Source organism: Companilactobacillus insicii, assembly GCF_003946015.1.
Lineage (GTDB): Bacteria > Bacillota > Bacilli > Lactobacillales > Lactobacillaceae > Companilactobacillus > Companilactobacillus insicii.
In genome coordinates this window covers 1-24347 of record NZ_RHNU01000012.1, presented here as the reverse complement: position 1 = coordinate 24347, position 24347 = coordinate 1, and the positions used below count along the sequence as shown (strand labels likewise).

At 34.7% G+C, this 24347-nt stretch carries 24 protein-coding genes; 5 read left to right on the top strand and 19 right to left on the bottom strand.

The window, feature by feature from the left end; translation table 11 throughout:
- Nucleotides 1-15 precede the first annotated feature (15 nt).
- Entirely contained in the window at nucleotides 16-1713 is a 1698-nt protein-coding gene (locus EKM79_RS05305) for a ribonuclease J (RefSeq protein WP_125566629.1), read from the bottom strand.
- Between the two features lie 187 nt (nucleotides 1714-1900).
- Nucleotides 1901-2170, bottom strand: a complete 270-nt coding sequence (gene rpsO, locus EKM79_RS05300; protein ID WP_125566627.1) for a 30S ribosomal protein S15 — start codon at nucleotides 2168-2170, stop codon at nucleotides 1901-1903.
- A gap of 216 nt (nucleotides 2171-2386) precedes the next feature.
- Here rpsO and rpsT point away from each other — a divergent pair, with 216 nt between their 5' ends.
- A complete protein-coding gene (gene rpsT, locus EKM79_RS05295) occupies nucleotides 2387-2635 on the top strand; it encodes a 30S ribosomal protein S20 (protein ID WP_125566624.1) in 249 nt (82 codons plus the stop codon).
- Between the two features lie 97 nt (nucleotides 2636-2732).
- Here rpsT and holA read toward each other — a convergent pair whose 3' ends face one another.
- The 17 genes from holA to EKM79_RS05210 form a co-directional block, all read right to left on the bottom strand.
- Nucleotides 2733-3755, bottom strand: a complete 1023-nt coding sequence (holA, locus tag EKM79_RS05290) for a DNA polymerase III subunit delta (RefSeq protein ID WP_246005636.1) — start codon at nucleotides 3753-3755, stop codon at nucleotides 2733-2735.
- Nucleotides 3721-5976: a DNA internalization-related competence protein ComEC/Rec2 gene (locus EKM79_RS05285; RefSeq protein ID WP_125566620.1), complete on the bottom strand. Its 2256-nt coding sequence runs from the start codon at nucleotides 5974-5976 to the stop codon at nucleotides 3721-3723. The genes holA and EKM79_RS05285 overlap by 35 nt, the downstream gene beginning before the upstream one ends.
- The gene (locus EKM79_RS05280) at nucleotides 5973-6611 is read right to left on the bottom strand and encodes a helix-hairpin-helix domain-containing protein (RefSeq protein WP_125566618.1); all 639 of its coding nucleotides are present in this window, start codon (nucleotides 6609-6611) and stop codon (nucleotides 5973-5975) included. The genes EKM79_RS05285 and EKM79_RS05280 overlap by 4 nt, the downstream gene beginning before the upstream one ends.
- A 64-nt stretch (nucleotides 6612-6675) precedes the next feature.
- Nucleotides 6676-7725 carry a SepM family pheromone-processing serine protease gene (locus EKM79_RS05275; protein WP_281273207.1) on the bottom strand — a complete coding sequence of 350 codons (1050 nt, stop codon included), beginning with the start codon at nucleotides 7723-7725 and terminating at the stop codon, nucleotides 6676-6678.
- Between the two features lie 5 nt (nucleotides 7726-7730).
- Nucleotides 7731-8222, bottom strand: coding sequence for a pantetheine-phosphate adenylyltransferase (gene coaD, locus EKM79_RS05270; RefSeq protein WP_125566616.1), 492 nt, complete (start codon nucleotides 8220-8222; stop codon nucleotides 7731-7733).
- Nucleotide 8223: 1 nt separating this feature from the next.
- Nucleotides 8224-8775, bottom strand: coding sequence for a 16S rRNA (guanine(966)-N(2))-methyltransferase RsmD (gene rsmD / locus EKM79_RS05265; protein ID WP_125566614.1), 552 nt, complete (start codon nucleotides 8773-8775; stop codon nucleotides 8224-8226).
- 7 nt (nucleotides 8776-8782) lie between these two features.
- The gene (locus EKM79_RS05260; RefSeq protein WP_125566612.1) at nucleotides 8783-9055 is read right to left on the bottom strand and encodes a YlbG family protein; all 273 of its coding nucleotides are present in this window, start codon (nucleotides 9053-9055) and stop codon (nucleotides 8783-8785) included.
- A 4-nt stretch (nucleotides 9056-9059) separates the two neighbouring features.
- Complete coding sequence (locus EKM79_RS05255) at nucleotides 9060-10241, bottom strand: FtsW/RodA/SpoVE family cell cycle protein (RefSeq protein ID WP_125566610.1); 1182 nt, start codon at nucleotides 10239-10241, stop codon at nucleotides 9060-9062.
- A 138-nt stretch (nucleotides 10242-10379) separates the two neighbouring features.
- Nucleotides 10380-12230, bottom strand: a complete 1851-nt coding sequence (gene typA, locus EKM79_RS05250) for a translational GTPase TypA (RefSeq protein ID WP_246005635.1) — start codon at nucleotides 12228-12230, stop codon at nucleotides 10380-10382.
- Nucleotides 12231-12301: 71 nt separating this feature from the next.
- A complete protein-coding gene (locus EKM79_RS05245; RefSeq protein ID WP_246005634.1) occupies nucleotides 12302-13087 on the bottom strand; it encodes an inositol monophosphatase family protein in 786 nt (261 codons plus the stop codon).
- On the bottom strand, nucleotides 13068-13361 hold the full coding sequence (locus EKM79_RS05240; RefSeq protein ID WP_125566606.1) for a UPF0223 family protein: 294 nt from the start codon (nucleotides 13359-13361) through the stop codon (nucleotides 13068-13070). The genes EKM79_RS05245 and EKM79_RS05240 overlap by 20 nt, the downstream gene beginning before the upstream one ends.
- A gap of 92 nt (nucleotides 13362-13453) precedes the next feature.
- On the bottom strand, nucleotides 13454-14881 hold the full coding sequence (gene lpdA, locus EKM79_RS05235) for a dihydrolipoyl dehydrogenase (protein ID WP_125566604.1): 1428 nt from the start codon (nucleotides 14879-14881) through the stop codon (nucleotides 13454-13456).
- Between the two features lie 2 nt (nucleotides 14882-14883).
- A complete protein-coding gene (locus EKM79_RS05230; protein WP_125566602.1) occupies nucleotides 14884-16185 on the bottom strand; it encodes a 2-oxo acid dehydrogenase subunit E2 in 1302 nt (433 codons plus the stop codon).
- A 31-nt stretch (nucleotides 16186-16216) separates the two neighbouring features.
- On the bottom strand, nucleotides 16217-17194 hold the full coding sequence (locus tag EKM79_RS05225; protein ID WP_125566600.1) for an alpha-ketoacid dehydrogenase subunit beta: 978 nt from the start codon (nucleotides 17192-17194) through the stop codon (nucleotides 16217-16219).
- Nucleotides 17195-17196: 2 nt separating this feature from the next.
- Nucleotides 17197-18300, bottom strand: coding sequence for a pyruvate dehydrogenase (acetyl-transferring) E1 component subunit alpha (pdhA, locus tag EKM79_RS05220; protein ID WP_125566598.1), 1104 nt, complete (start codon nucleotides 18298-18300; stop codon nucleotides 17197-17199).
- A gap of 148 nt (nucleotides 18301-18448) precedes the next feature.
- Nucleotides 18449-19447, bottom strand: coding sequence for a D-2-hydroxyacid dehydrogenase (locus EKM79_RS05215; protein WP_125566596.1), 999 nt, complete (start codon nucleotides 19445-19447; stop codon nucleotides 18449-18451).
- Between the two features lie 151 nt (nucleotides 19448-19598).
- Nucleotides 19599-20387, bottom strand: a complete 789-nt coding sequence (locus EKM79_RS05210; protein ID WP_125566594.1) for a hypothetical protein — start codon at nucleotides 20385-20387, stop codon at nucleotides 19599-19601.
- A 175-nt stretch (nucleotides 20388-20562) separates the two neighbouring features.
- Here EKM79_RS05210 and def point away from each other — a divergent pair, with 175 nt between their 5' ends.
- The 4 genes from def (at nucleotide 20563) to EKM79_RS05190 (ending at nucleotide 24255) form a co-directional block, all read left to right on the top strand.
- Nucleotides 20563-21123: a peptide deformylase gene (def, locus tag EKM79_RS05205; RefSeq protein WP_125566592.1), complete on the top strand. Its 561-nt coding sequence runs from the start codon at nucleotides 20563-20565 to the stop codon at nucleotides 21121-21123.
- Nucleotides 21124-21291: 168 nt separating this feature from the next.
- A complete protein-coding gene (locus EKM79_RS05200; RefSeq protein ID WP_125566590.1) occupies nucleotides 21292-21504 on the top strand; it encodes a DNA-directed RNA polymerase subunit epsilon in 213 nt (70 codons plus the stop codon).
- Nucleotides 21505-21507: 3 nt separating this feature from the next.
- A complete protein-coding gene (rnjA, locus tag EKM79_RS05195) occupies nucleotides 21508-23199 on the top strand; it encodes a ribonuclease J1 (protein ID WP_125566588.1) in 1692 nt (563 codons plus the stop codon).
- Between the two features lie 102 nt (nucleotides 23200-23301).
- Entirely contained in the window at nucleotides 23302-24255 is a 954-nt protein-coding gene (locus EKM79_RS05190) for a diacylglycerol/lipid kinase family protein (RefSeq protein ID WP_125566586.1), read from the top strand.
- Nucleotides 24256-24347 lie beyond the last annotated feature (92 nt).

Genomic DNA, 24347 nt, shown 5'->3' with positions numbered 1-24347 from the left:
TCGACCTCGGTCGACCTATTTCTTGGATTTTCTATGTCTGTTTTGGTTTACTTCCATAATCACTGGCAATATTACCGGGTGACGATTAGTTTGTTCATATAAGAAATGATTTAACTTATCACGTACACCCTGCTTCAAGTCGGACCAGTCAAAGTCCTTACTATTTTGCAGATAATCAACAATCGTATCAACGATAATATCTGAACTCTCACTTAACAAATCTCGACTTGCACGCATATATACGAATCCACGAGCAGTGATTTTTGGCTTAGCGACAACTTTCTTTTTCTTACGATCAATTGTAGCTACGGCAATGAAAACACCGTCTTCGGCTAACAATTCACGATCACGAAGTACAATACTACCAATGTCACCAACGCCAATACCATCAATCATAGTATCGCCGGCATTAACACCTTTGCCTAAATAAAATTGACCATTTTCATAGTTCAAAACATCACCCTTTTTAGTTAGGAAAATATTTTGATAAGGAATACCTGTCTCATGCGCAATTCTTGCATGTGCATCTAGAAGTCTATATTCACCTTGAATTGGTACAACATTCTCTGGAGTTAAGAGATTTATCATTAATTGTAAATCTGACTTATTAGCGTGCCCTGAGGAATGTTTCTCATCTCCTAAGGATTTAACTTCAGCGCCAGTTCGATAAATTGCATCACGTGTTTTAGCAAATGTAGTATCCATTGCATGTGAAGGAGTTGTAGCTATAAATACCAAATCTCCTTCTTCTATTTGGAACTTAGTCTTAGAGGCAGGGTTTGCCATTTTTTGTAATAGTTTGATAGGTTCACCCATACGTCCTGTTTCAATGACAACTAGTTTACTCTGATCCATATCCTTAAGTTCTTTTGTACTTACTAACAAGTTCTTATTAGGAATCTTCAAATATCCCAATTTCATTGCCGTTTTCAAAATCTTTTCGGCATCCGTTCCGGATAAATATACACGATGGTTAGTCTTGTCAGCAGCATCCATAACTTGTTGCATTCTTTGAATATTTGAAGCCACTTGTGCCACAATAATACGACCATTGTGATAGCTAAACGTATCAAGAATGTATTCATAAATATCGCGTTCACTGGAATTCTCATATGGAGATTCCGCATTAGCAGAATCACTTAGTAAGGCTAAAACACGCTCACTACCAATTTTTGCAATTCTAGCATAATCAGTTTTGTAAGTGGAAACTGCAGCTTGATCAAACTTAAAGTCACCTGTGTACACAATCTGACCTTCTGAAGTCTTCACGTCAATACCTAACGAACCGGGGATTGAATGCGTCGTCTTGAAGAAAGATACTGTAGCTTGTTCAAAATCAATTGCAGTATTCTCATCAATAATATGGAAATTATCAAATTTCTTACTTCTTTTATCATTTGAACAAACGATTCTTGCCAATTCAATTGTCATTTCTGAACCAAAGACTGGAATATCATAATCCCCAATCAAATATGGAAGTGCACCAATTGCATCAGCGTGTCCATGTGATAAGAAAATCCCTACAACCTTATCAATATTTTCTTTGATATAAGTCATATCTGGAACGACTACGTCAATACCATATAAATCATTGTCTGGATATTGTAAACCAATATCTAGAATGTAAATTTCGTCATTAACTTCAACAGCATACATGTTTTTTCCATTTTCGCGTATACCACTTAAAAGGACGATTTTTATTTTTTCGCTCATTTTTTCATCTCTCATTTCATATAAATAGCATAGATCATAATATTGGAATGTGTTTTTTTAAGTCACTAATCTAAAGTGGACTACTTGAGCTATACCTAGATTTTATTCTATCACACCACAATGCAATAATGAAATTAAGTAAAAAAAATAGGAAGCTCCCAATGGGAACTTCCTAACTGATTTATTATTAACGACGTAGACCAAGTGATTTGATTAATTCACGGTAACGTTGAACATCATTATCTCTAAGATATTTAAGCAAGTTACGACGGTGACCAATCTTCTTTAACAAACCAACATATGAATGGTGGTCTTTCTTGTTAACCTTCAAGTGATCGTTTAATGAGTTAATATCATATGTAAGAACAGCAATTTGTACTTCTGGAGAACCTGTATCTCCTTCTTTACGTGCATACTTCTTAATGATTTCAGTTTTCTTTTCTTTTGAAATAGCCATTTCATTCACCTTTTCCTTATAATTTAGCCACACTATGCAAAACGTTGGTGAATCGTCTAACAGAGCATGGTTAACACAATTAAATAATTTACTACACTATTCCCTTTTTTTCAAGTCTTTCAAAAAAAACCAAACTATTTATTGCATTGAAAGTATCGATTGGGTATAATTCTATGTATTGAGTTTAAGTTTACTAGGTAATCGGAGGTGAAATATATGCCACAAATTAAATCAGCTATCAAGCGTGTAAAGCAACAAGAAAAGGCCAACCTTCGCAACACTTCACAAAGAAGTGCAATGCGTTCAGCTATCAAGAACTTTGAAGCCTCAGCTGCTAACAACACTGACAATAAGGAAGATATGTTCCGTACAGCTGTTCGTGCAATTGACATGGCTAAGTCAAAAGGTTTGATCAAAGCCAACAAAGCTGCTCGTGATAAGTCAAGACTTGCAAAAATGAACTAATAAAAATATTATAAGCGACTTATGTTGCTTATTTTTTTTACTTTAAAACACCCCACTGCCACTAAAATATTAATGGTAATGGGGTGTTTTTCTTATTTTATGCGAATTTAGCAACAAATAAATCAAAAAGTAATTCTTTATCGCCTTGACCAGATTTAATTTGATAATCTAAATCAACTATTGAATGAAACATCTCCGTTAACTGAGAAATATTCATATTCTTAGACTGCTTTAAAGTCATCTTTACCCGATATGGATGTATCTTTAAATTTTTAGCAATAGTAGCTTCAGTAAGACCTCTACTACTTAATACCCTTGTTTGAATCAATGTACGCAATTGCGACATTATAATTGCAACCAATAATATTGGATCAATCTTTTGTAATAAGAATTGATGATACAATTCCTCCGCCTGATATACATTTTTACTTAAAATTTGATTCATCAATTCAAAAACATTATCATCCAAACTTTGTGGAACTAATTCTTCAACAGCCTTAATATCAATCTTTTTAGATTGTAAAGCATAAAGTTTTAACTTATCCATCTGATTGATAATCTGAGAATAATTACCTTGTGTCTTATTTATAAGTAACTCTAATGCATCATTATCAATATTGTAATTATCTGACTGTAAGAGTTCTCTTATTGTTTTTACCAACAAATGGCTATCCATTTGACTGGCATCAATGGTTGTTGCTATTTTTTTTAATTGTTTAACTATTTTCTTGCGAGAATCCAATTTGGGATATGTTGCAAAAATAACTAATATTGTGGAAGGAGTAGGATTTTGAATATATCTAGTAAGTAAATCAACATTTTGATCAAAAGAAGTTTTTACTCTTTCAGATGTTAAAAAATAAGGCCTGTCGACAAATACTAATCTACGTTCACCAAAAAATGGAGCTGAAATTGCCTCATTTATCATATCGTCAATTGATACATCTTCTAAATCAAAAGTCGAAAAATTCATATCCCTTTCCTCAGGTAATAATAAATTTTTAAATGTTGATTGAATATCTTTAATAAATACCTGCTCGTCACCAGTTACAAAATATACATTATCAATTTTTCCTTCTTTTAAATTATGTTTTAGTTCTGCTATCTTCAACTGCTTCACCCTTTAAAAAAGTCGATATTCTATTTTCAGTACTGAATGGATAATAATACCAAACAATCATACCATAATCGGCTGTATTCATATGTTCTACATTATTTTTATCTAAAGTTTCAATGGTTTCTTTATTTGGATGACCATAACGATTATTAACTCCGGCAGAAATCAAAGCCAATTTGGGGTTAATTTTCTTTATAAAATCATTGCCACTAGAAGTTTTGGATCCATGATGACCGACTTTCAAATAATCTACCTTAAAATCATACTTTGAAAGTATCTTTTTTTCTCCATCAATATCTAAATCACCCGTAAATAACCAATTACTACTATTAATATTAGCTAGTAAGGTCAAAGAATCACCATTTTCACCGATTGATTTTTTTTGAGGCCATAAAACGTTCCATTTAATACCAGATTCATTAAACTCATCCCCAGATTTTAATGATGTAAATTTTATTTTATTATTTTTCTCAATTAGATCAGAAATAATTTTGTTCTGTTCCAATCCGGTTCCAAAACTTATTTCCCTAATTAAAAATTTATTAACTAAAGTATTTAAATTACCAATGTGGTCCACGTCTTTATGAGATAAAAATACTCTGTCTATTTTACTAATACCTTGTTGTTTTAAATAAGGAATCGTTGAAAGATCAACTTGATTTAATGATTTTCTTTCCTGCCATTTTTTCTTGGGAAATCCTACCTTTCCTCCGGTGTCTATTAGATAAGTTTTACGTATAAGCGGTGTTGTTATCAAAATACTATCACCTTGCCCTACATCAATTACAGATACTTTTCCTTGAATGGGATGCTTATTTATTAAAATACACGAAGTCAGAATTAGAAGATAAGCAACCATTAGCTTTTTGCTAATCTTTTTACTTTCCGCAATAAATAAACTGATTATTATTAAAGTGAATACTATAAGTAATGGAATAGTGCCAGTTACAAATTCGTACTTGGTATTATTAGCAATCTTATCAATAATTGAGTACATATAACCAAATATTTCATTTACATATTTCCAAATAGAAATATCAGTAATAAAAGCAGAAATTATCGTCACCGGTAAAATAAAATAGGTAAAAATGGGAACAAATATTATATTTGTCAATATAACTAACCAGCTAAACTGATATGTAACATAAATTACAAGTGGCAAACTAACTAAATTCATCTTGATTGTACTAACAATAATATTTTCACTGTACAAGTAAAGTAATGCAAATGATAAAAGAAAGCTAAGTTGGCCTCCCAAATCCATCATCGAGTATGGATTAATAAGCAAACATATTATTACAGTGATTCCAAACATATCATTTCTACTTATATTAAAGCCCAATTTATGTATCAATATACCAACAATGGCTAAAACCACCGCTCGCCAAATTCCAGGTTTTGAACCTACTAGAATTGCATACATAGGAAGAATTACTAGCATGACAGTATCTATAAATTCTCTAGTTATCCTAAAAAAAGAACCCGTTTTCCTAATTAATGATAATAAGATCAAAACATGCAGACCAGATAAACTAAACAAATGGATAATCCCAAGAGTGCTCAAGTTATGCATAAAATCAGGTTCTTCGTTGGAATTATATCCAACTAACAAGCTATTCGCATGTATTCTCAACCATTTTGGTAATTTTGAAAATCTTTTAATTAAATGTATTCGTAAATCATTTATTTTATCTTTGAACGATAAGTCGCTTTTATTCGTAGTATTATATATATCATCTATAAAGATCGAGTATTTAATCCGATTATGTTCAAGGTATTTAGCATAATCAAATTCTCCAGGGTTTCTTGGACGATTAGTTCGATCAATAGATTTTACTTTTACCTTAACTTCAACAATATTTTCTAATTTTTGCCAAAATTCTTTTTCTTCTTCAGATTTGATACGATAGTATATTTTAAAGGATTCTCCATTACTAGATCCAGTTCCTGTGAGACTATCACCATTTACCTTCAAATTATCTGGTGATAACGATATCAAATCGACATTATTAAGTTTATGGTCTTCGGCTTTTAATACATGCGCATAACAGCCAAATACAGTACCAATAAGCCCTGTCACAATTAGTAATTTTATATTTTTGAGAAATAAAATCCTTAAAATAAGTATTAAAAATATTAGAACTATGGAATAACTATAATTAAATACTATTGAAACGATCAATGGACTAACAAGTGCTGGAAATAGTAAATGATCTTTTATCATATGGTTAATTGGTCACGAAGTGAATCCAAGGTCTTATCTCCAATTCCAGAAACCTTTGTCAAATCTTCTAGATTATTAAAATTACCATTTTGAGTTCTATAATCGATAATTTTCTCTGCTTTTTTAGGGCCTATACCTGATACCTTTTGAAAATCTTCAACAGTTGCGGTATTAATATTCACTTGTTTATCATTTGAATTAGTATCTTTACTTACACCATTAGCAACTGATACGTTCTGGGTCTCACCAATCTTGGGAACAACTATTTGCATTTGATCCGTAACTCGTTGTGCTTGATTGATAGATTTTGTATCTGCACCATCGATGAAGCCTCCAGCTTTACCAATTGCTTCTTGTACAATAGAATTAGGCTTTAAACGATACACGCCAGGTACTTTTACGGCTCCTTGAATGTCCACAGCAAACTCTTTTTTATTTGAATCAGATACCTTTTTACTTTCAGAAGGTTGTTTTGTACTATCAGTAAGCGTTCTTTGTTCCACCTTAACAGAACCAGCAGTACTAGTAGCTGATTTATTAGTATGTGAAGCATAATATAAACTGAATCCCATTATGACGATCACTAAACCCACCAAAATTTTATTATCAATAATATAGTCTATGATTTTATTCATTTTTATCACCTCTTAAAAAATTACGAAAAAAAAGGCTCAGATTTTTAATCTGAGTCCTTTTAATCTATTTTGAAGTTTTTTCGAGATAATTTAACGCACCATCTAAGCTCTTTACTGGAACGATTTTCATTTTTGTATGAATCTTCTTAGCAGCACGCTTAGCTAAATGATAATTATTAACATATGTTGGATCATACTTTTTAATTAGCTTAGTTACAGGATCATCTGGCGCAAAGAATATCGTAGCACCCTGTGCTGAAGCAATATAAACCTTTTTCTCAATTCCACCAATAGGTCCGACTGTACCATCCGGTGCGATAGTACCAGTACCTGCAATTGTACGTCCTTTTTTAAGGTTCTTATTAGTTATCTGTGAATATACTTGCAAGGTGAACATCAATCCAGCTGAAGGTCCACCAATATTTCCTGCATTGATGTTGGTAGGTGGGTTACCCTTAGCTTCAGTATTGTCAGTCAAAGTTATCCCTAATCCATATCGTTTGGTTTGCTTTAATTTGACTAAACCAGCACTTGCCGATTTTTCCTTACCATCCCGTAAGAAATTAATTTTAATGGTTGAAGTCTTTTTTTGTTTTTTAACATATTTAATAAACTGATCAGCATTTTTAAACTTGTATCCATTGATCGACGTTATAGTATCACCAATTTGAAGTTTTCCCTTAAACTTAGAGTTATCCATAACCTCCATAACATAGACACCTAAATATTTTTTAGTGAATGGCTTACCAGCAGCCGAATAGGCCGCTTGTACAGCATTATTCGTGGCAGACTTCATATAATACTGTTGGACACGAGAATATTCCTGATTACTCTCATTACCCATTAAATCCTCTTGAGAATATATAGTTTCAAAGTCATTCCCCATCGATTTAAGCATCGTAAACATGGTTCCCGGAACAATACCAACCGTTGTTAATAAAAAGTCGCCCTTTTTCTTATCATGTTTGCCATTAACTTTCACAAATTGCGAGGTTGCTTCGGCACTACCAGGAACTTCCAAATAATAACCCGTCGGAACCACGAAAAAAGCAATCACCATGACAAAAATAAATATGCCACCAATTATTTTGTTTCTGGTTTTATTAAATTTCAATTGACCTAATCCTTCCGCAATCGTTTTGTCAATTCAGTTGCTACAGTGCGTGGTACAAGATGAGAAATATCTCCATTAAATTTTGCAACTTCCTTTATCATCGATGATGATATATTAGCATATTTAGAATCAGCCAATAAAAATATTGTTTCAATATCGTCGTCTAATGTCTTATTAACAGCAGCAATACCTGATTCATAGACAAAGTCATCACCACTTCTAAGTGATCTAATTAAAAACTTAGCGTGATAATTATTGGCTAGCTTAGTTGTTAGTTGCCCATTGCCATTAATAACTTCAACATTATTCAAATCACTGATTTCATTCTCAATAAATCGTTTCTTTTCTTCATAAGTGAACATATAATTCTTTGACGTATTCGTCATCGTTGCAACAATCAACTTATCAAACAGTTTTGATGAACGACGAATAATATCTAAATGTCCATTCGTGACTGGATCAAAACTTCCAGCATAAATGCCAACTCTATCTGTCATACTAACCTCCGAATCTATACAATGCGACTTTAGTATCTTTATAATCTTTTTCTTTAATAAAACTAACTTTACTGAAATCACCAAGATCAACATTATAATCAGTTTCGTCTACAATAATGGCATCATCCATTAATAAATTATTTTCAACCATATCCTTAATTATTTGTTCCGTTATTTTCATTCGATATGGTGGATCTAAAAAAACTAAATCAAATTGGACATTATCTTCGGAAAACTTTTTCAATGCTTCGGTTGCTGAAGATTTAGTTATAACAAATTGCTCTTCCACATGAGTTTTTTCAACATTTTCTTTAATAGTACTAATTGCCTTGTAGGCTTTATCAACCAAATATGCTTTATCATATCCTCTTGAAACTGCCTCAATACCCAAGCTACCAGTTCCAGCAAAGAGATCAAGAGCATTACCATAATTCATATATGGCGAAATCATACTAAACATGGCCTCCTTAACTTTCGCAGAAGTTGGTCTTGTATTATTTCCGGGAACGGGTTTGAGATTTAGACCTCCAAATTTTCCAGACACTACTTTCATTAAATAACTACTCCTCTAAATTATCTAGTTTATCTGCATCACTTTTAAGTACAAAATGTTCATCAAGTTCCTTACGATGAGCCATCGTAACTCTCTTAACATAATTTTTTGAAATTAATTCTTTTTTTACTTCTGCGGCACGATTGGAATTAACGTAAATCAATACATATTTCATTTTTGGCGAAACATAATGAATCGTACCAAATCTTTGAAGCTTCTTTTTCCACTTCATAGAGTAGACCCAGACATACATTGCCTGACGTTCCACTTTTTTATACATAAAATCACCTTTGTTCTTGTTTATTAAAAATCTCAGTTGCTTCTAAATTCATAACAATTCCCATCGCAGCTGACAGAATCAGTAGACTTGATCCACCATAACTAATAAAAGGCAACGTAACACCGGTAAGCGGAATTAATCCTAATAATCCTCCCACGTTCAATACAGTTTGTGCCATTAACATGACCGCAACACCATAATAAACTAATGAATGATAAGTATCCTTAGTTCTAATACCCATCAATATTATCCTCATTACTATCAATGCTAAAAGTCCTAAAACAACCAAATCGCCCATTAATCCTAACTCTTCACTTATTATCGCTAGAATAAAATCAGTATGCGGTTCAGGCAAATAACCACGTTTTTGAATACTGTTTCCCAAACCAACACCAAATAATCCACCGTTACTGATTGCATAAAATGAATTAACTAATTGGTTACCAGCCGTCTGTTCCAATTTAAAAGGATGTAACATAGCCATAAAACGTTGAAATTGATAGGTCTTAGCAATAGATGCTGGTTGAACTTTAACGATAAAAGCCACTACAGCCGAAAAGAAAACAATTAATGAAGTATTCAATGTTGCTATGAATCTTCCAGGTATTGAAGAAGACGATACCAATATCAAGGTTATCAATCCCAATATGGCTGCACCACCAAAGTCGGGTTGAAACAGAACAAGAAAAATAACGATTAGAACTGTAACAATAGGAACTTGTATCTCTCTCCAAATAGTTCCTACTGACTGCTTATCAAGTAATTTTGACTCCTTATTAGTAAGCACTAAGGCCAAGTATAAAATCAAAGCTATTTTAGCCATTTCTAGTGGCTGATAATTAAACGGTCCTATAGGAATCCAGGCAGACGCACCATTAATCTTACTGCTTGGATGAAACTTTCCGATTAATATCAATGCAGATAAAGGCAATATAACAAGAATTGCCATAACCAATCCCAAAAGGCCTTTATTTTTAAGAACTCGTTCTTTAAGCATAAAAAATACAAAACAAAAGAATAGTCCTAAAATCGCATAAATACTTTGCTTGATCAAATATTGGTTAGAGCTCCCACCTGTTGACATAGCATTGTAAAAGCTGGCAGAGTATACCATAACAACGCCAATGCCCAAAAGGAGAAGATATGGGATCAAGATCCATAAATCTACTTTCCTTATTTTTTTCACATTTTTACTCCTAAAATCTAATACTAAGATTATACCACTGATGAATTTACAGATGTAAAAAACGAGACTTACAAAAAAAGCCACTCAATCCAATCGGATCAAGCAGCTTTTACTTTTTATTCGTATTTGATAAACGTTTTAAGCTTTTTTAGACATCTTTCTTTGCTTGTCATACTTCTTACGTTCATTTGTGTTAAGAATCTTCTTACGTAATCTAACACTCTTAGGAGTTACTTCACAAAGTTCATCTTCGTTTAGGAATTCGATTGATTGTTCTAGTGACATTTCCTTAGGTGTCTTAATTGCAGCAGCGTGATCCTTACCAGAAGCACGTGTATTTGTAAGGTTCTTACCCTTTGTAACAGTAACGGCGATATCTTGATCACGATTACTCTCACCAACAACCATACCTTCATACACTTCAACACCGGCACCGATAAACAATTGTCCACGATCTTCTACTGATTGTAAACTATATGTAGTAGATGGACCTTGGTTAATTGAAACTAAAGCACCTGTTCTTCTACCTGGTTCCCAATTCTTAACAACTGGCTTGTATTCTTCATATGTATGGTTCATGATACCATAACCACCAGTCATTGATAGGAACTCTGTTGAGTAACCGATTAAACCACGTGAAGGTGCTGAGAAGATCAAACGAGTTTGACCATTTCCAGTACTCTCCATGTTCTTCATATCACCTTTTCTTTGTGACATTGAATCAATAACTGATCCAACATATTGATCAGGTGTATCAATAGTTACTTCTTCAAATGGCTCGCTATTTACACCATCAATGTTCTTGTAAATAACTTCTGGACGAGATAGTTGTAATTCAAAGCCTTCACGTCTCATTTCTTCAACAAGGATTGACAAGTGAAGTTCACCACGTCCAGAGACCATCCAAGCACCAGCTTGATCAGTATCTTCAACTTTTAGAGAAACATCAGTATGCAATTGCTTCTTTAGACGTTCTTCAATCTTTCTTGCAGTAACTTCTGTACCTTCACGACCAGCAAATGGTGAATTGTTTTGCAAGAACATCATTTGTAGTGTAGGTTCGTCGATACGTAGCAATGGAAGTGCTTCTTCATGATCAACTGGACAAACAGTTTCACCAACATAAATATCTTCCATACCTGAAACAGCGATAAGATCTCCGGCTTTAGCTTCTTGAACTTCAACACGATCAAGACCCATAAATCCAAAAATCTTAGTTACACGGAAGTTTTTAGTAGAACCATCCAGCTTCATAACTGTAACATTATCACCAATTTTGATTGTTCCACGGAACACACGTCCGATACCAATACGACCAACGTAATCATTGTAATCAAGTAAAGCAACTTGGAATTGTAATGGTTCGTCTGAGTTATCGATAGGAGCAGGAATTGTCTTAAGGATAGTGTCAAACAATGGGTTCATTGTATGCTCTTGCTTAGCAGGGTCTGAATCATAACTTGATGTACCGTTAATAGCTGAAGCATAAATAACTGGGAAATCTAATTGTGAATCATCAGCACCCAACTCGATGAACAATTCAAGAACTTCATCAACAACTTCTTCAGGACGAGCACCTGGTCTATCAATCTTGTTGATAACAACGATTGGTGTAAGGTGTTGTTCCAAAGCCTTCTTCAAAACAAAACGTGTTTGTGGCATTGTTCCTTCATATGCATCAACAACAAGTAGAACACCATCAACCATCTTCATGATACGCTCAACTTCACCACCGAAGTCAGCATGTCCTGGTGTATCCAAAATATTGATCTTCTTGCCATCGTAATCAACAGCAGTATTCTTTGAAAGGATTGTGATACCACGTTCCTTTTCAATGGCATTAGTATCCATAGCACGATCTTGAATTTGATAATGTTCGCCTAATGTATCTGATTGTTTCAACATTTCATTAACTAAGGTAGTCTTACCGTGGTCAACGTGGGCGATAATGGCAATATTTCTAATATCTTCTCTTCTTTTTTCAGTCAAAGTATTTCTTCCTTCCATAAACGACAATAATAATCACTTGCAATAAAAAAACTGTGATTGTAATTCACAGTTCAGTCACAATTTTTAACCGTCTTAAGCACTTCAGAAACAACGTTCTGCGTGCCAGCTATTACGACTTGTGATTTTAGCATATTTACAGGGGTATCGTCAACACTTGAGACTCTTAAACCTGCACCTTCACACAATACTCGTCCAGCTGCTAAATCCCACGGGGCTAAATATGACATGTACATAACTTCTTTACCTAATAATAAGTGTCCAAAAATAATTCCTGCACTACCATATACTCTTAATCCGCTACTATTTCTAACGACTTCCTGAGTATTAAGATAATTATTAAGTGCCATTGGTGCACTTATATCGACCAATCCGTCACGTAACACTTTATTTTCGGGATTATTAATTTTTTGATCATCACAATATACCCCATAGTTAGGTCCACCGTGAAAAATTTTATTTTGCATGACATTAATAATTCCACCAATATAAGGTTCACCATCGAGATATACACCAATCATGGAGGCAAAATCATCGCCTCGTTTAACAAAATTCATCGTACCATCAATTGGATCCACAAAGAAGACTAATCCATCCATCTTCTCAACAACGTCCCCATAGCCTTCTTCACTGACAATTGTGGCTTCTGGATATGCCTCTTTGATCATAGAAACAACAAATTTTTCAGTAGATTTATCAAAATTAGTTACTAAGTCGTTACGATTTTTTTTAGTATCAACTAATTTGTTTTTTGTGGTATCGGTAATCAAACTTCTCCCAACCTCACTCAAAATCTTCACAACAAATTTATCAATCTCTTCAGTTGTTATTTCCATCATAAATCCTGACTTTCCCATTATTCTGAGTTTTTTGACTCTGCTTGAACACTTGATAAATAGAATATCCCGATTCTATCTCAAAATCCTTATCCAGCTGCTTTTGCTCCATTTTCATAGGAACAACTTGTTGAAAGGTTCGATACTTTTGTAAGAAGTCTTCTCGATTGATTCCGCGTTCATACGCTGTTTCAACCGCATTATACAGTGCAATGACCTTGACAATTTCATCTTGATTCCAATCGCTATTCAACGGATAGCTATAGTTCTCTTGCATTAGTAGTCTCCCCTTTGTTCCAAATTAAATCTTCCATACTATCTACTATACAAAAAAAGCGATGCAATTGCATCGCTTATGTATCATTAACATTAAATATGTGTTGGATAACCAATTAAGATATCTGCTGCTTCTTGAATTGGTTCGCCTAATGTTGGATGTGGGTGAATTGTCAATGCAATATCTTCTGCATTCAATTGACAATTTACAGCAACACTCAATTCAGAAATCAAGTCACTAGCACCAGGTCCGACAATTTGTCCGCCAAGTAATGTGCCTGTTTCTTTGTCAGCAATCAACTTAACAAATCCTTCTGCAGCATCCAAACTTACGGCACGAGCATTACCAGCAAATGGGAACTTAGCAACATTTACATCAATACCCTTATCTTTTGCCTCTGTTTGAGTAATACCAACTGTAGCTAACTCAGGATCTGTAAAGCAAACTGCAGGAACACTGATATAGTCATTCTCTGTATTCTTACCTGAGATTGCTCCAGCGACTGTCTTAGCTTCAAAGAATGCCTTATGTGCCAATGCTGGTCCGGCAACAATGTCACCGATAGCCCAAATATGGTCAACTGATGTGCGACCTTGTTTGTCCACCTCAACTAAACCACGATCTGACAATTTAACATTTGTCATTTCAAGACCGAAGTTATCTGTATTAGGACGACGTCCAACTGTTACCATGCAGTAATCAGCTTCAATAGTTGTTGGTTTACCATCAATTTCATATGTAACCTTAACACCATTGTCAGTTTCTTCACTGTTCTTAGCCATGGCATTAGTAATAATTGTTACACCCTTCTTTTCAAGGTTCTTCTTAACAATTGATACCATATCTTTTTCAAAGTTAGGAATAATTTGTGGTGATCCTTCAAGGATTGTTACATGTGATCCTAAATCAGCGTATGCACCAGCTAATTCTGTACCAACATATCCACCACCGATGATTACAAACTCTTTTGGTACTTCAGGAAGATTCAAACCACCAGTTGAATCAATAACGCGATCACCAAACTTGAAACCACGGATTTCAATTGGACGACTACCAGTAGCCAAAATTAAGTTCTTAAACTTAATAGTTTGACCGCCACCATTATCCATGAATTGACGTGGACCACTTGGCATAACACGTAATTGATTGTCGTTATCTAAATAAGCTTCACCGTTGATTAATTCAACATGATGCTTCTTAAGCAACATTTCAACACCACTTGTCATACGTGCAACAACTTTTTCATCTTTCCAAGCTTGTGTCTTAGCGAAGTCAATAACTGCATCACTTGTAGTAATACCATAAGTGGATGAGTCTTTGGCTTGTTGTAGTCTATGTCCTGCTGTAATAAGTGCCTTTGATGGAACACATCCAACATTTAGACATACACCACCAACTGTATCTGATTTTTCAATAACTGTAACTGATTGTCCTAATTCTGAAGCTCTAATAGCGGCAACATAACCACCAGGGCCTGAACCAATGATAACAGTATCTTTTTCAACAACATTTTCAGCCATAACTAGCCCTCCATTAGTAACATGTCTGGTTCATGCAATAATTTCTTCAATAGATTCAATGCGTTTTGTGCTAAAGCACCATCGATCAATCTGTGATCGTATGTTAATGATAATTTAAGCATCTTACCAACAGCAATATTACCGTCATCATCAACGTATGGTTCATTAGCAATCTTACCAACACCTAGAATAGCAACTTCGGGTTGGTTGATAACTGGTGTAAACCAGCCGCCACCGATTGATCCAACGTTACTAATAGTGATTGATCCGCCTGACATTGACTTAGCATTAAGCTTATTGTCATATGCGGCTTGTGTATTTTCACTGATTTCCTTAGCAATTTCAAACATTCCCTTAGAATCAGCATTCTTAACGTTTGGTACATACAAACCATGTTCTGTATTTGTAGCAATACCAACATTGTAATAATGCTTGTAAACAATCTCATCAGTTGTGTTATCAATTGATGCGTTGAATTCTGGATATTCTTTCATTACAGCAACTAAAGCCTTTACAATGTAAGGCAAGAATGTAAGTTTAATATCCTTGTCAGCTGCAACTGCCTTATACTTCTTACGGTTAGCCATCAATGCTGAAACTTCAACATCATCGAAACTTGTAACGTGTGGAGCGATGTCCTTACTACTACGCATTGCTTTAGCAATTGCTTTTCTAGTCATACTCATCTTTTCACGTGTTTCAAGTTCAGGCTCATCAGACTTATACGGTTTAACTGCTGGACCGGCGGCCTTTGTAGCTGCTGGTGCTGCTTCAGCTGCAGGTTGTGCACTTGCTGCAGGTGCTCCAGCCTTGTATGCATCAACATCAGCCTTACTAATTTGACCATGTTTACCAGTAGGTGTTACTAATGAAAGATCAACTCCTTGATCTCTAGCATATTGACGAACTGAAGGCATTGCCAAATAATCCTTATTTGCAGATCCAGTAGCCTCTGCAGTTGATTCTGCAGGAGCGGCAGATTTAGCTTCCTCTGCAGGTGCTGCAGCTGGAGCCTCTTCCTTTGTATCTGCTGCTGGTGCATCATCATCGTCATCAGTATCTGGAGAACCATCATCAATGATAATTAATGTAGCACCAATTTCTACGGTGTCACCCTCTTGAGCAACAATTTTCTTTACGGTACCTGATACGGGTGAAGGCAATTCCTCAACTGATTTGTCATTTTGGATTTCTACAAGTGAATCATCTTCCTTGACCTTATCTCCCTCTTTGACAAGCCAACTAGCAATTTCACCTTCGGCCATTCCTTCGCCTAATTCTGGTAGTTTAAATTTGTAAGCCATGGCTGGTTTCCTTCCTTTCTATCTGTAACCTTTAGTAATTTAAAATCTCGTTTACTTTTTCTTCAATCTCATCTGCACCTGGAATCCAGTAATCTTCACTTTGAGCAAATGGATAAACACTATTTGGAGCAGCCACTCTACCAACTGGTGCATCTAGCGAAAGTACGGCACCTTCGGCGATTGCTGAAGCAACTTGTGCTCCAACTCCTGCCATCTTTTGTGCTTCTTGAACGATTACAACCTTATGAGTTTTTTCAATTGATTTGAAGATTGTTTCTGTATCGATTGGTGATACTGTTCTTAGATCAATAACTTCAACAGAAATGTTCTTATCTGCAAGTTTGTCTGCAACCTTCTTAGCTTCATTAACTTCAGCACCATATGCAACAATAGTAATATCATTACCTTCACGAACGACATTTGCTTTGTCCAATGGAACTGTATATTTACCATCAGGAATATCATCCTTCATAGAACGATATAACTTCAAGTTTTCCATAAATAGAACTGGGTCATTGTTTTCAACTGATGAAATCAATAGTCCCTTTGCGTCATATGGATTACTTGGCATAACGACACGAAGTCCTGGTGTACCTGTGAAGTAGCTTTCCAAGTTATCAGCGTGCATTTCAGCAGTATGAGTACCACCACCATATGGTGTACGAATTGTTACAGGTGATGTCTTTTGTCCGTCAAAGCGGAAACGCATTCTAGCTTCTTGTCCAACAATTTGATCAATTGCTTCAAAAGAGAATCCCATAAATTGAATTTCAGGAATTGGACGCCAACCAGTCAATCCTAGACCAGTTGCCAAGCCCAAAATACCTGATTCAGCTAAAGGAGTATCGAAAACACGATCTTCACCATATTTATCTTGAAGGCCTTGTGTGGTTCTAAATACACCACCATTTTTACCAACATCTTCACCGAAGATCAATGTCTTTGGATCGTCTTCCAAGACAATGTCTAGAGCATCAGTGATTGCTTGAATATAGGTTTTCTTTGCCATCTTTACTTCGACTCCTTTGCTTCAAATTTTTCAATTTCTTGTTTCATTTCTGGAGTTGGAATTTCAAAAGTACGTTTCAACATATCTGAAACTTTATCAGCTGGAACAGCATCTGCTTCTTTAATAGCTTCCTTAAATGATGCTTTGTATTCATCAACCAATTTATCTTCTTGTTCTTCTGACCAGAGTCCCTTATCTTCAAGAACTTTTCTTAAACGAATAAGTGGATCCTTATCAAACCAAGGTTGTGTTTCTTCCTTAGTTCTGTAACGCTTAGGATCATCACCAGCACTTGAGTGAGCACCATAACGATATGTAAGTGTTTCAATCATTACAGGTCCATTACCAGCAACCATATAATCACGTGCAGCCTTAGCAACACGATAGCATGCCAAGATATCCATACCATCAACTTGAACAGATGGAATACCAGCAGCAACTGCCTTTTGTGCTAGTGTTGGAGCAGCAGTTTGCTTCTTACGAGGTGTTGAAATGGCAAATCCATTATTTTGAACGATGAACAATGCAGGAACTTGGAATGCTCCAGCGAAGTTCATACCTTCATAACTATCACCTTGAGAAGTACCACCATCACCAGTATATGTAAATGCAATAGCATCTTCTTCTTTATTCTTCTTAATACCCATGGCAACACCGGCAGCTTCGTTGTATGCCGCACCAATAATAATTTGTGGCATCATTGAACGAGCCTTGAACTTATTGCCTATTACATGTCCTCTTGACCATAGATATGCCTCAGTAACAGTGGCCCCGTGTTGAATTAATTGTGGAACATCACGATATGCTGGTAATAAATAATCTTGATCCTTCATTGCCAACACTGTACCCATTTCAGATGCTTCCTCACCTTCAGTAGGTGCATAGAATCCCATACGTCCTTGACGTGAGAAGTTCATAGTTTGTTCGTGCAATGCACGTTCCCAAACCATCTTCTTCATAAATTCTACTAAGTCATCATCAGAAAATGAATCGAATGCAGCTTTATCTACAACTTCAGCGTTTTCATTTAAAATTTGAATAGGCTTCGGTACATTAGTTAAATCATTTTTAATTGCTTCAAAATCAACAATTGGTTCGTTTGCCATTCTCCACAGTCCTTTCATAAAGAAACTAACCCTTGTAAATCTGTAAGGGCTTTCACATAAATTTAGTTTACCATTGATGTATTAAAAAACAAGGGAATTCAAAGGTTTTCACGAAAAAAATTTTCAGAAAAGTTTGTGAAAATCTTAACTATTTATTTAAATCTATTTCATTGCTTGATGTGCCGGTATTCAACTCATCTACCATTGAATTCAACGAAATTGTTGCCATATTCTTTACAGCTTTTGTTGTGTAAAAAGCAATATGTGGTGTAAGTATGATTCTTGGACTCTGAATGAGTTTCTCAAGTAATTTATCTTCCAATTCTTGATCAGTTCTGTCTGTATTGAAAATTCCTACTTCATTTTCGTAAACATCTAATACCGCACCATAGAGCTTTCCTTCAGCAACAGCATCATACAAGTCTTGTGTATTGATCAAATCACCACGGCCTGTGTTAACGACAATAGCATTATCTTTCATTTCTGAGATAGAATTTGCGTTAATAACTGTATTTCCCTTACCAAGACTAGGCAAATGTAGTGTTACCACATCAGATTGTTTAAGTAATTCATCTAATGTGTCCACATACATGCCACGCTTTTCCAAGTCTTCATTATGATACTTATCAAAAGCTATTACTTTAGCACCAAATCCTTCGTATATTTTAATTGCTGCACGGCCAATTCTACCTGTACCTGCCACTCCGACTGTAAGTTGATTCAATTCTCTTCCGATATCTGGTGCCCATTCAAAATCGTATTTATCAACCTTGCGTATCATATGCTTCATATTTCTTAGCAAAGCCATTAATCCCGTAACTGAGTATTCAGCAATAGCCTCTGGTGAATAACTTGGGACATTAGTCAATTTAATATTATTCTTCTTAAGTGCATCAAATGGGACATTATCAACTCCAACATTTCTCAAAGAAATTACATGGATTCCATATTCATTCATTTTGTCAAAGACAATTGGATCATATGGTAATTGTTGATATGCGACTATACCATCAAAACCTTTAGCTAATTTCACTGTTTCAGGAGTCAGCAGTTCTTGAACAATTTTTACTTCTGTACTGTTCTCTTTTGACCACTCTTCAATGTATACTTTTTCGTCATCCCTAACACCATAATCAATAAGCTTCATAATAAAGCCTCCCATATTTTTTTGATAGCGCTAACATACAAATTAAATTTTAGCATTTTATTAACCAATTTTCCTAACAATTTGTATGTGAAAAAAAGAACAAAGGATATTAATTTACCTTTGTTCTTAAAATAAAAAATTTTAAAAAATATCATTTTCGATCATTATTTTGATAATTTGAAAAAGTTGATCCATCGTAAAATCCATTATCATAACTATCTGGAGAATAATCTGCTCCAGCTGGATTTGAAGCAAAAAGAAGTAACAGAAATAATATTGCAAAAATAACACCAGCAATTATTATCCCGGCAATAAATTCTCCTTCTACATCACGCCATTGAGAGCTACTGGCGTTTTCTACATTTACACTGTATAAAATTGGTTTAACTAAACTATTAGATATGTTCATAAAACTATCTATTTGATTGTTGGATTTTATACCGTGCATTTTACCAAAAGTTATTTTCCACAATTTATAATCAGTTATATAATTTTGAGAATTCCCAACAAAGCCAATTCTTCCTTGATTACGGTACAAAACCAACATGTTATCTCTAAAATCATCATCAGATGCACGGCCATAATCCCCTGACTGCTTTTCATCCTGATCTTGCCATTTTTGTAAAATATTTGATGCATAATAATCGTCTGACTTAATTCCTAAGTATTTATACATATTGTCACTTCCGTCAGGCTTTTCAGGATCGTTATCCAGAATAACTATATATAACCTCTGTGGTGTTTTTCCAGTTTGCAATTGATCATTAATATCATTGACTTTAGAATATTGACCCTGCGTAAGAACTTCATGCTCTTCATAAATATACTTACCTAAATTAGGACCATCCATAACTGAAGCTTGTGTCTTTATTGATACAACCATCAACAATAAAATGAAAAATATTGCTTCTCCCACAAGCAAAAACAATTTCTTATTCATAGCCTTTTTCCCCTGAACAGTATTATTTTGTTTCATTATATTCCAAATACAGTAAAATGATGCTTGTAAAAAAGTTTTTCTTCGATTTACTCAAAATTTTCTGGAAATTAATTTATAATGTAAGTACTTGTATTATTTAATTTACTATATTCATCAATATATTTTGGAGGAAGTTATGTATTTAATGAAAGATATCGTCCGTGATGGCGATCCAGTTTTAAGAAAAGTATCTAAAAAGGTGGAATTCCCACTAAGTGATGAAGACAAAAGATTAGCTGACGATATGATGGAATATCTTATCAACAGTCAAGATGAAAAGTTTGCCGAAAAGCATCAATTACGTGCTGGTGTCGGTTTGGCAGCACCTCAAGTCGGTGTGTCAAAAATGATGGCTTCTGTTCTTGTACCTAACGAAGAAGATCCCGAAAAACCACTTCTAAAGATCACACTAATTAATCCAGTGATTGTTAGAAACTCAGTTCAAAGAGCTGCATTGTCTGAAGGTGAAGGTTGTCTATCAGTCGATAAAGATATTCCTGGATTTGTACCACGTGCAGATCGTATTACTATTAATTACGATGATTTCGACGGCAATCCACAAACATTACGTGTAAGAGATTACCCCGCAATCGTATGCCAGCATGAAATTGATCATTTAAACGGACATTTATACTATGACAAGATCGATAAAAAGGCACCATTTGAACTAGACCCAAGTACTATCGTGCTCTCATAATAGTGCTCTTATCAATATACTTAGACCTGCATATATGTTAAAATTATGCTAACTGTTGATATTTCAACCAAATGGACTGGAAAATGCTGAGACGTAACTGACTTGTTGCGTTGATTTTAAAGTAAAAATAACCACTTACATGTGGTCTAATTAAAGGAGAAATTATAAGTGATTTATAAAGTTTTATATCAAGAAAGTGAACTAGATAACCCCCGTCGAGAATCTACAAAATCAATTTATGTTGATGCCAACTCAAGTATTGAAGTGCGTCAAGCAGTTGAAAAAAATACGGACTACCATATTGAATTTATTCAAGAATTAGATGAGAAGCATCTTGAATACGAACAACAAAGTCCAAGTTATAAGCTTACGGAGTTTTAGTTAATGACCGTAAAAGTTAAAAATAATGAAGTTTCCGTTTTTGCCATCGGGGGCCTTGGCGAAATCGGAAAGAATATGTACGGTGTTCAATATCAAGATGAACTTGTTATTATTGATGCCGGAATTAAATTTCCAGAAGATGAACTACTAGGTATTGATTACGTAATTTCTGATTATAGCTACCTAGTAGAAAATCAGGATAAAATCAAGGGATTATTTATTACCCATGGTCACGAAGATCATATTGGAGGAATCCCTTACCTATTACAACAGCTTCCAAACATACCTGTTTATGCCGGTCCATTAGCTTGTGCATTAATCAATGGTAAGTTGGAAGAACATGGTCTTGTTAAATCAACAAAAATGAACGTTATTAATGAGGATACTGTTATCAAGTTCCCTAAACTTAGTGTTTCATTTTTTAGAACTACTCACTCTATCCCTGATACATTAGGTGTTGCCGTTCATACACCTCAAGGTATCATCGTTGAAACTGGTGATTTTAAATTTGATTTAACTCCTGTTGCTGGCTTACCTGCTCCAAATCTACAACGTATGGCACAATTAGGACAAGAAGGCGTACTTTGCTTGCTATCTGATAGTACAAATGCTGAGATACCAACATTTTCAAAGTCCGAACGTTCCGTTGGATTAACTATTCACCAAATATTTGAAACAATTCAAGGACGAATTATTTTCGCAACCTTCGCATCAAATATTTATCGTGTTTCTCAAGCCGTCGACGCGGCGATGCAACAAGGACGTAAGATTGCGGTCTTCGGACGAAGTATGGAACAAGCAATTGCTAATGGTCGTGAATTAGGGTATCTAAATATTCCTGATGAAATGATCATTGATCCACATGAATTAAATCGCACTCCTGCAAATGAAACATTAATTTTATGTACAGGATCACAAGGTGAACCACTGGCAGCATTGAGTAGAATTGCTAACGGTACTCATCGTCAAATAACAATTCAACCGGGAGATACAGTTATTTTTTCAAGTAATCCTATCCCAGGTAATACAATTAGTGTTAACCACCTGATTAACCAACTTTCAGAAGCTGGTGCAGAAGTTATTCACGGTAAAGTAAATAACATTCATGCTTCAGGTCACGGTGGTCAAACTGAACAAGAATTGATGCTTAGACTTATGAAACCTAAATTCTTCATGCCAATCCACGGTGAATACAGAATGTTAAAGATTCACACTGAATTGGCAGAATTGTGCGATGTCCCTATGGATCATTCATTCTTACTTGAAAATGGTGATGTATTGGCTCTTACAAGTGATTCAGCTAGGGTTGCTGGTCATTTCCCTGCTGGAGACGTTTACGTTGATGGTAAAGGTGTTGGTGATATTGGTAACGTTGTTATCCACGACCGTCAAGTTCTTTCAGAAGAAGGTATGGTTGTTGTTGTAGCAACAATTGACTACCAAAAGCATATTGTCTTAGCTGGTCCTGATATTCTTTCCAGAGGATTTGTATATATGCGTGAATCTGGGGAATTGATCAATCAAGCACAAAAGCGTGTGTTCCATTTAATTAAGAACGCATTCGATGATGAGGAAAACAAAGTTACCGAAGCAGTATTGAAACGTATAATCATTGAAGGTCTTCAAGAATTCTTGTACAAACGTACAGCTAGAAATCCTGTGATCTTACCAATGTTGATTTCAACTTCAATTTAATCATTCAAAAAGCAGACTGTTACGTCTGCTTTTTTTTATTTACTCATATTGATAATTTATGATTTAATGGAATCATAGTTGTTTTTTTGAGGGGAAAGTTTAATGGCAAAAGTTAGTAAACTAGAAATAATTCTAAATGAACGTGCTGGAAACGGACAGGCTACAAGAACCTGGAAAAGGATCCAACGTTATTTAGACAATAATAATATAAAATATCAAGTTCATGTAACCCGTAAAAATGGTGATGGCGTACGGATTGCTAAAACTCTTTCTAATAATTTAACTAACTACGAAAGAATTATTGTTCTTGGTGGTGATGGTACTCTTAATCAATCACTAAATGGTATTAAATCTTCGAATAATCCCAATAATCCATTAGGTTATATACCTTGTGGTTCCGGCAATGACTTCAGCCGTGGCATTAAAATTAAGAGACAAAATCCGATAATACTAATACAAAAAATTCTTGCAATGAATACACCATCAATAATTGATATTGGCAAGGCTACATCAAAGAACTCTACACGTTACTTCTTAAATAATATTGGTATTGGCCTAGATGCTTTTACAGTTTATGAAACTAATCATTCCAAAAGAAAAGATTTATTGAATAAGATAAAATTAGGTACTTTAGCATATGTTTCAAGTCTAGTAACAGTTATCAAAAATCAAGACTCTTTTCCTTTAAATGTGACGATTAATAATAAAATTCACCATTTTGATGATGCTTATATTGTTTCTGCCACCAACCATCCTTACTTTGGTGGCGGAGTTGCAATTGATCCTTTAGCGACACCCTTTGATCAAAAATTGGACTTAGTTGTAGTTCATAAAATCTCAGGATTAACATTCATTAAATTATTTACGGAGCTTTTCACCAATGGATCACACTTGAAAGATAAAAATGTCTGGCATACTCAAGCAAAGACTTATCATCTAACTAGTTTTGTTCCTGAACATGGGCAAATGGACGGTGAAGAACTAGGTCAACATAATTTTGATATCGATTTTACTGTCGATCAACATAACTTTTGGATTCCATTAAAAAATGCTTAGTAGATTTATAATTAATGAAGTGCCCTACAATTGTTAGACAAGAAATCTAACGATTGTAGGGCATTTTTTATGACAAAATATGATCCAATCTT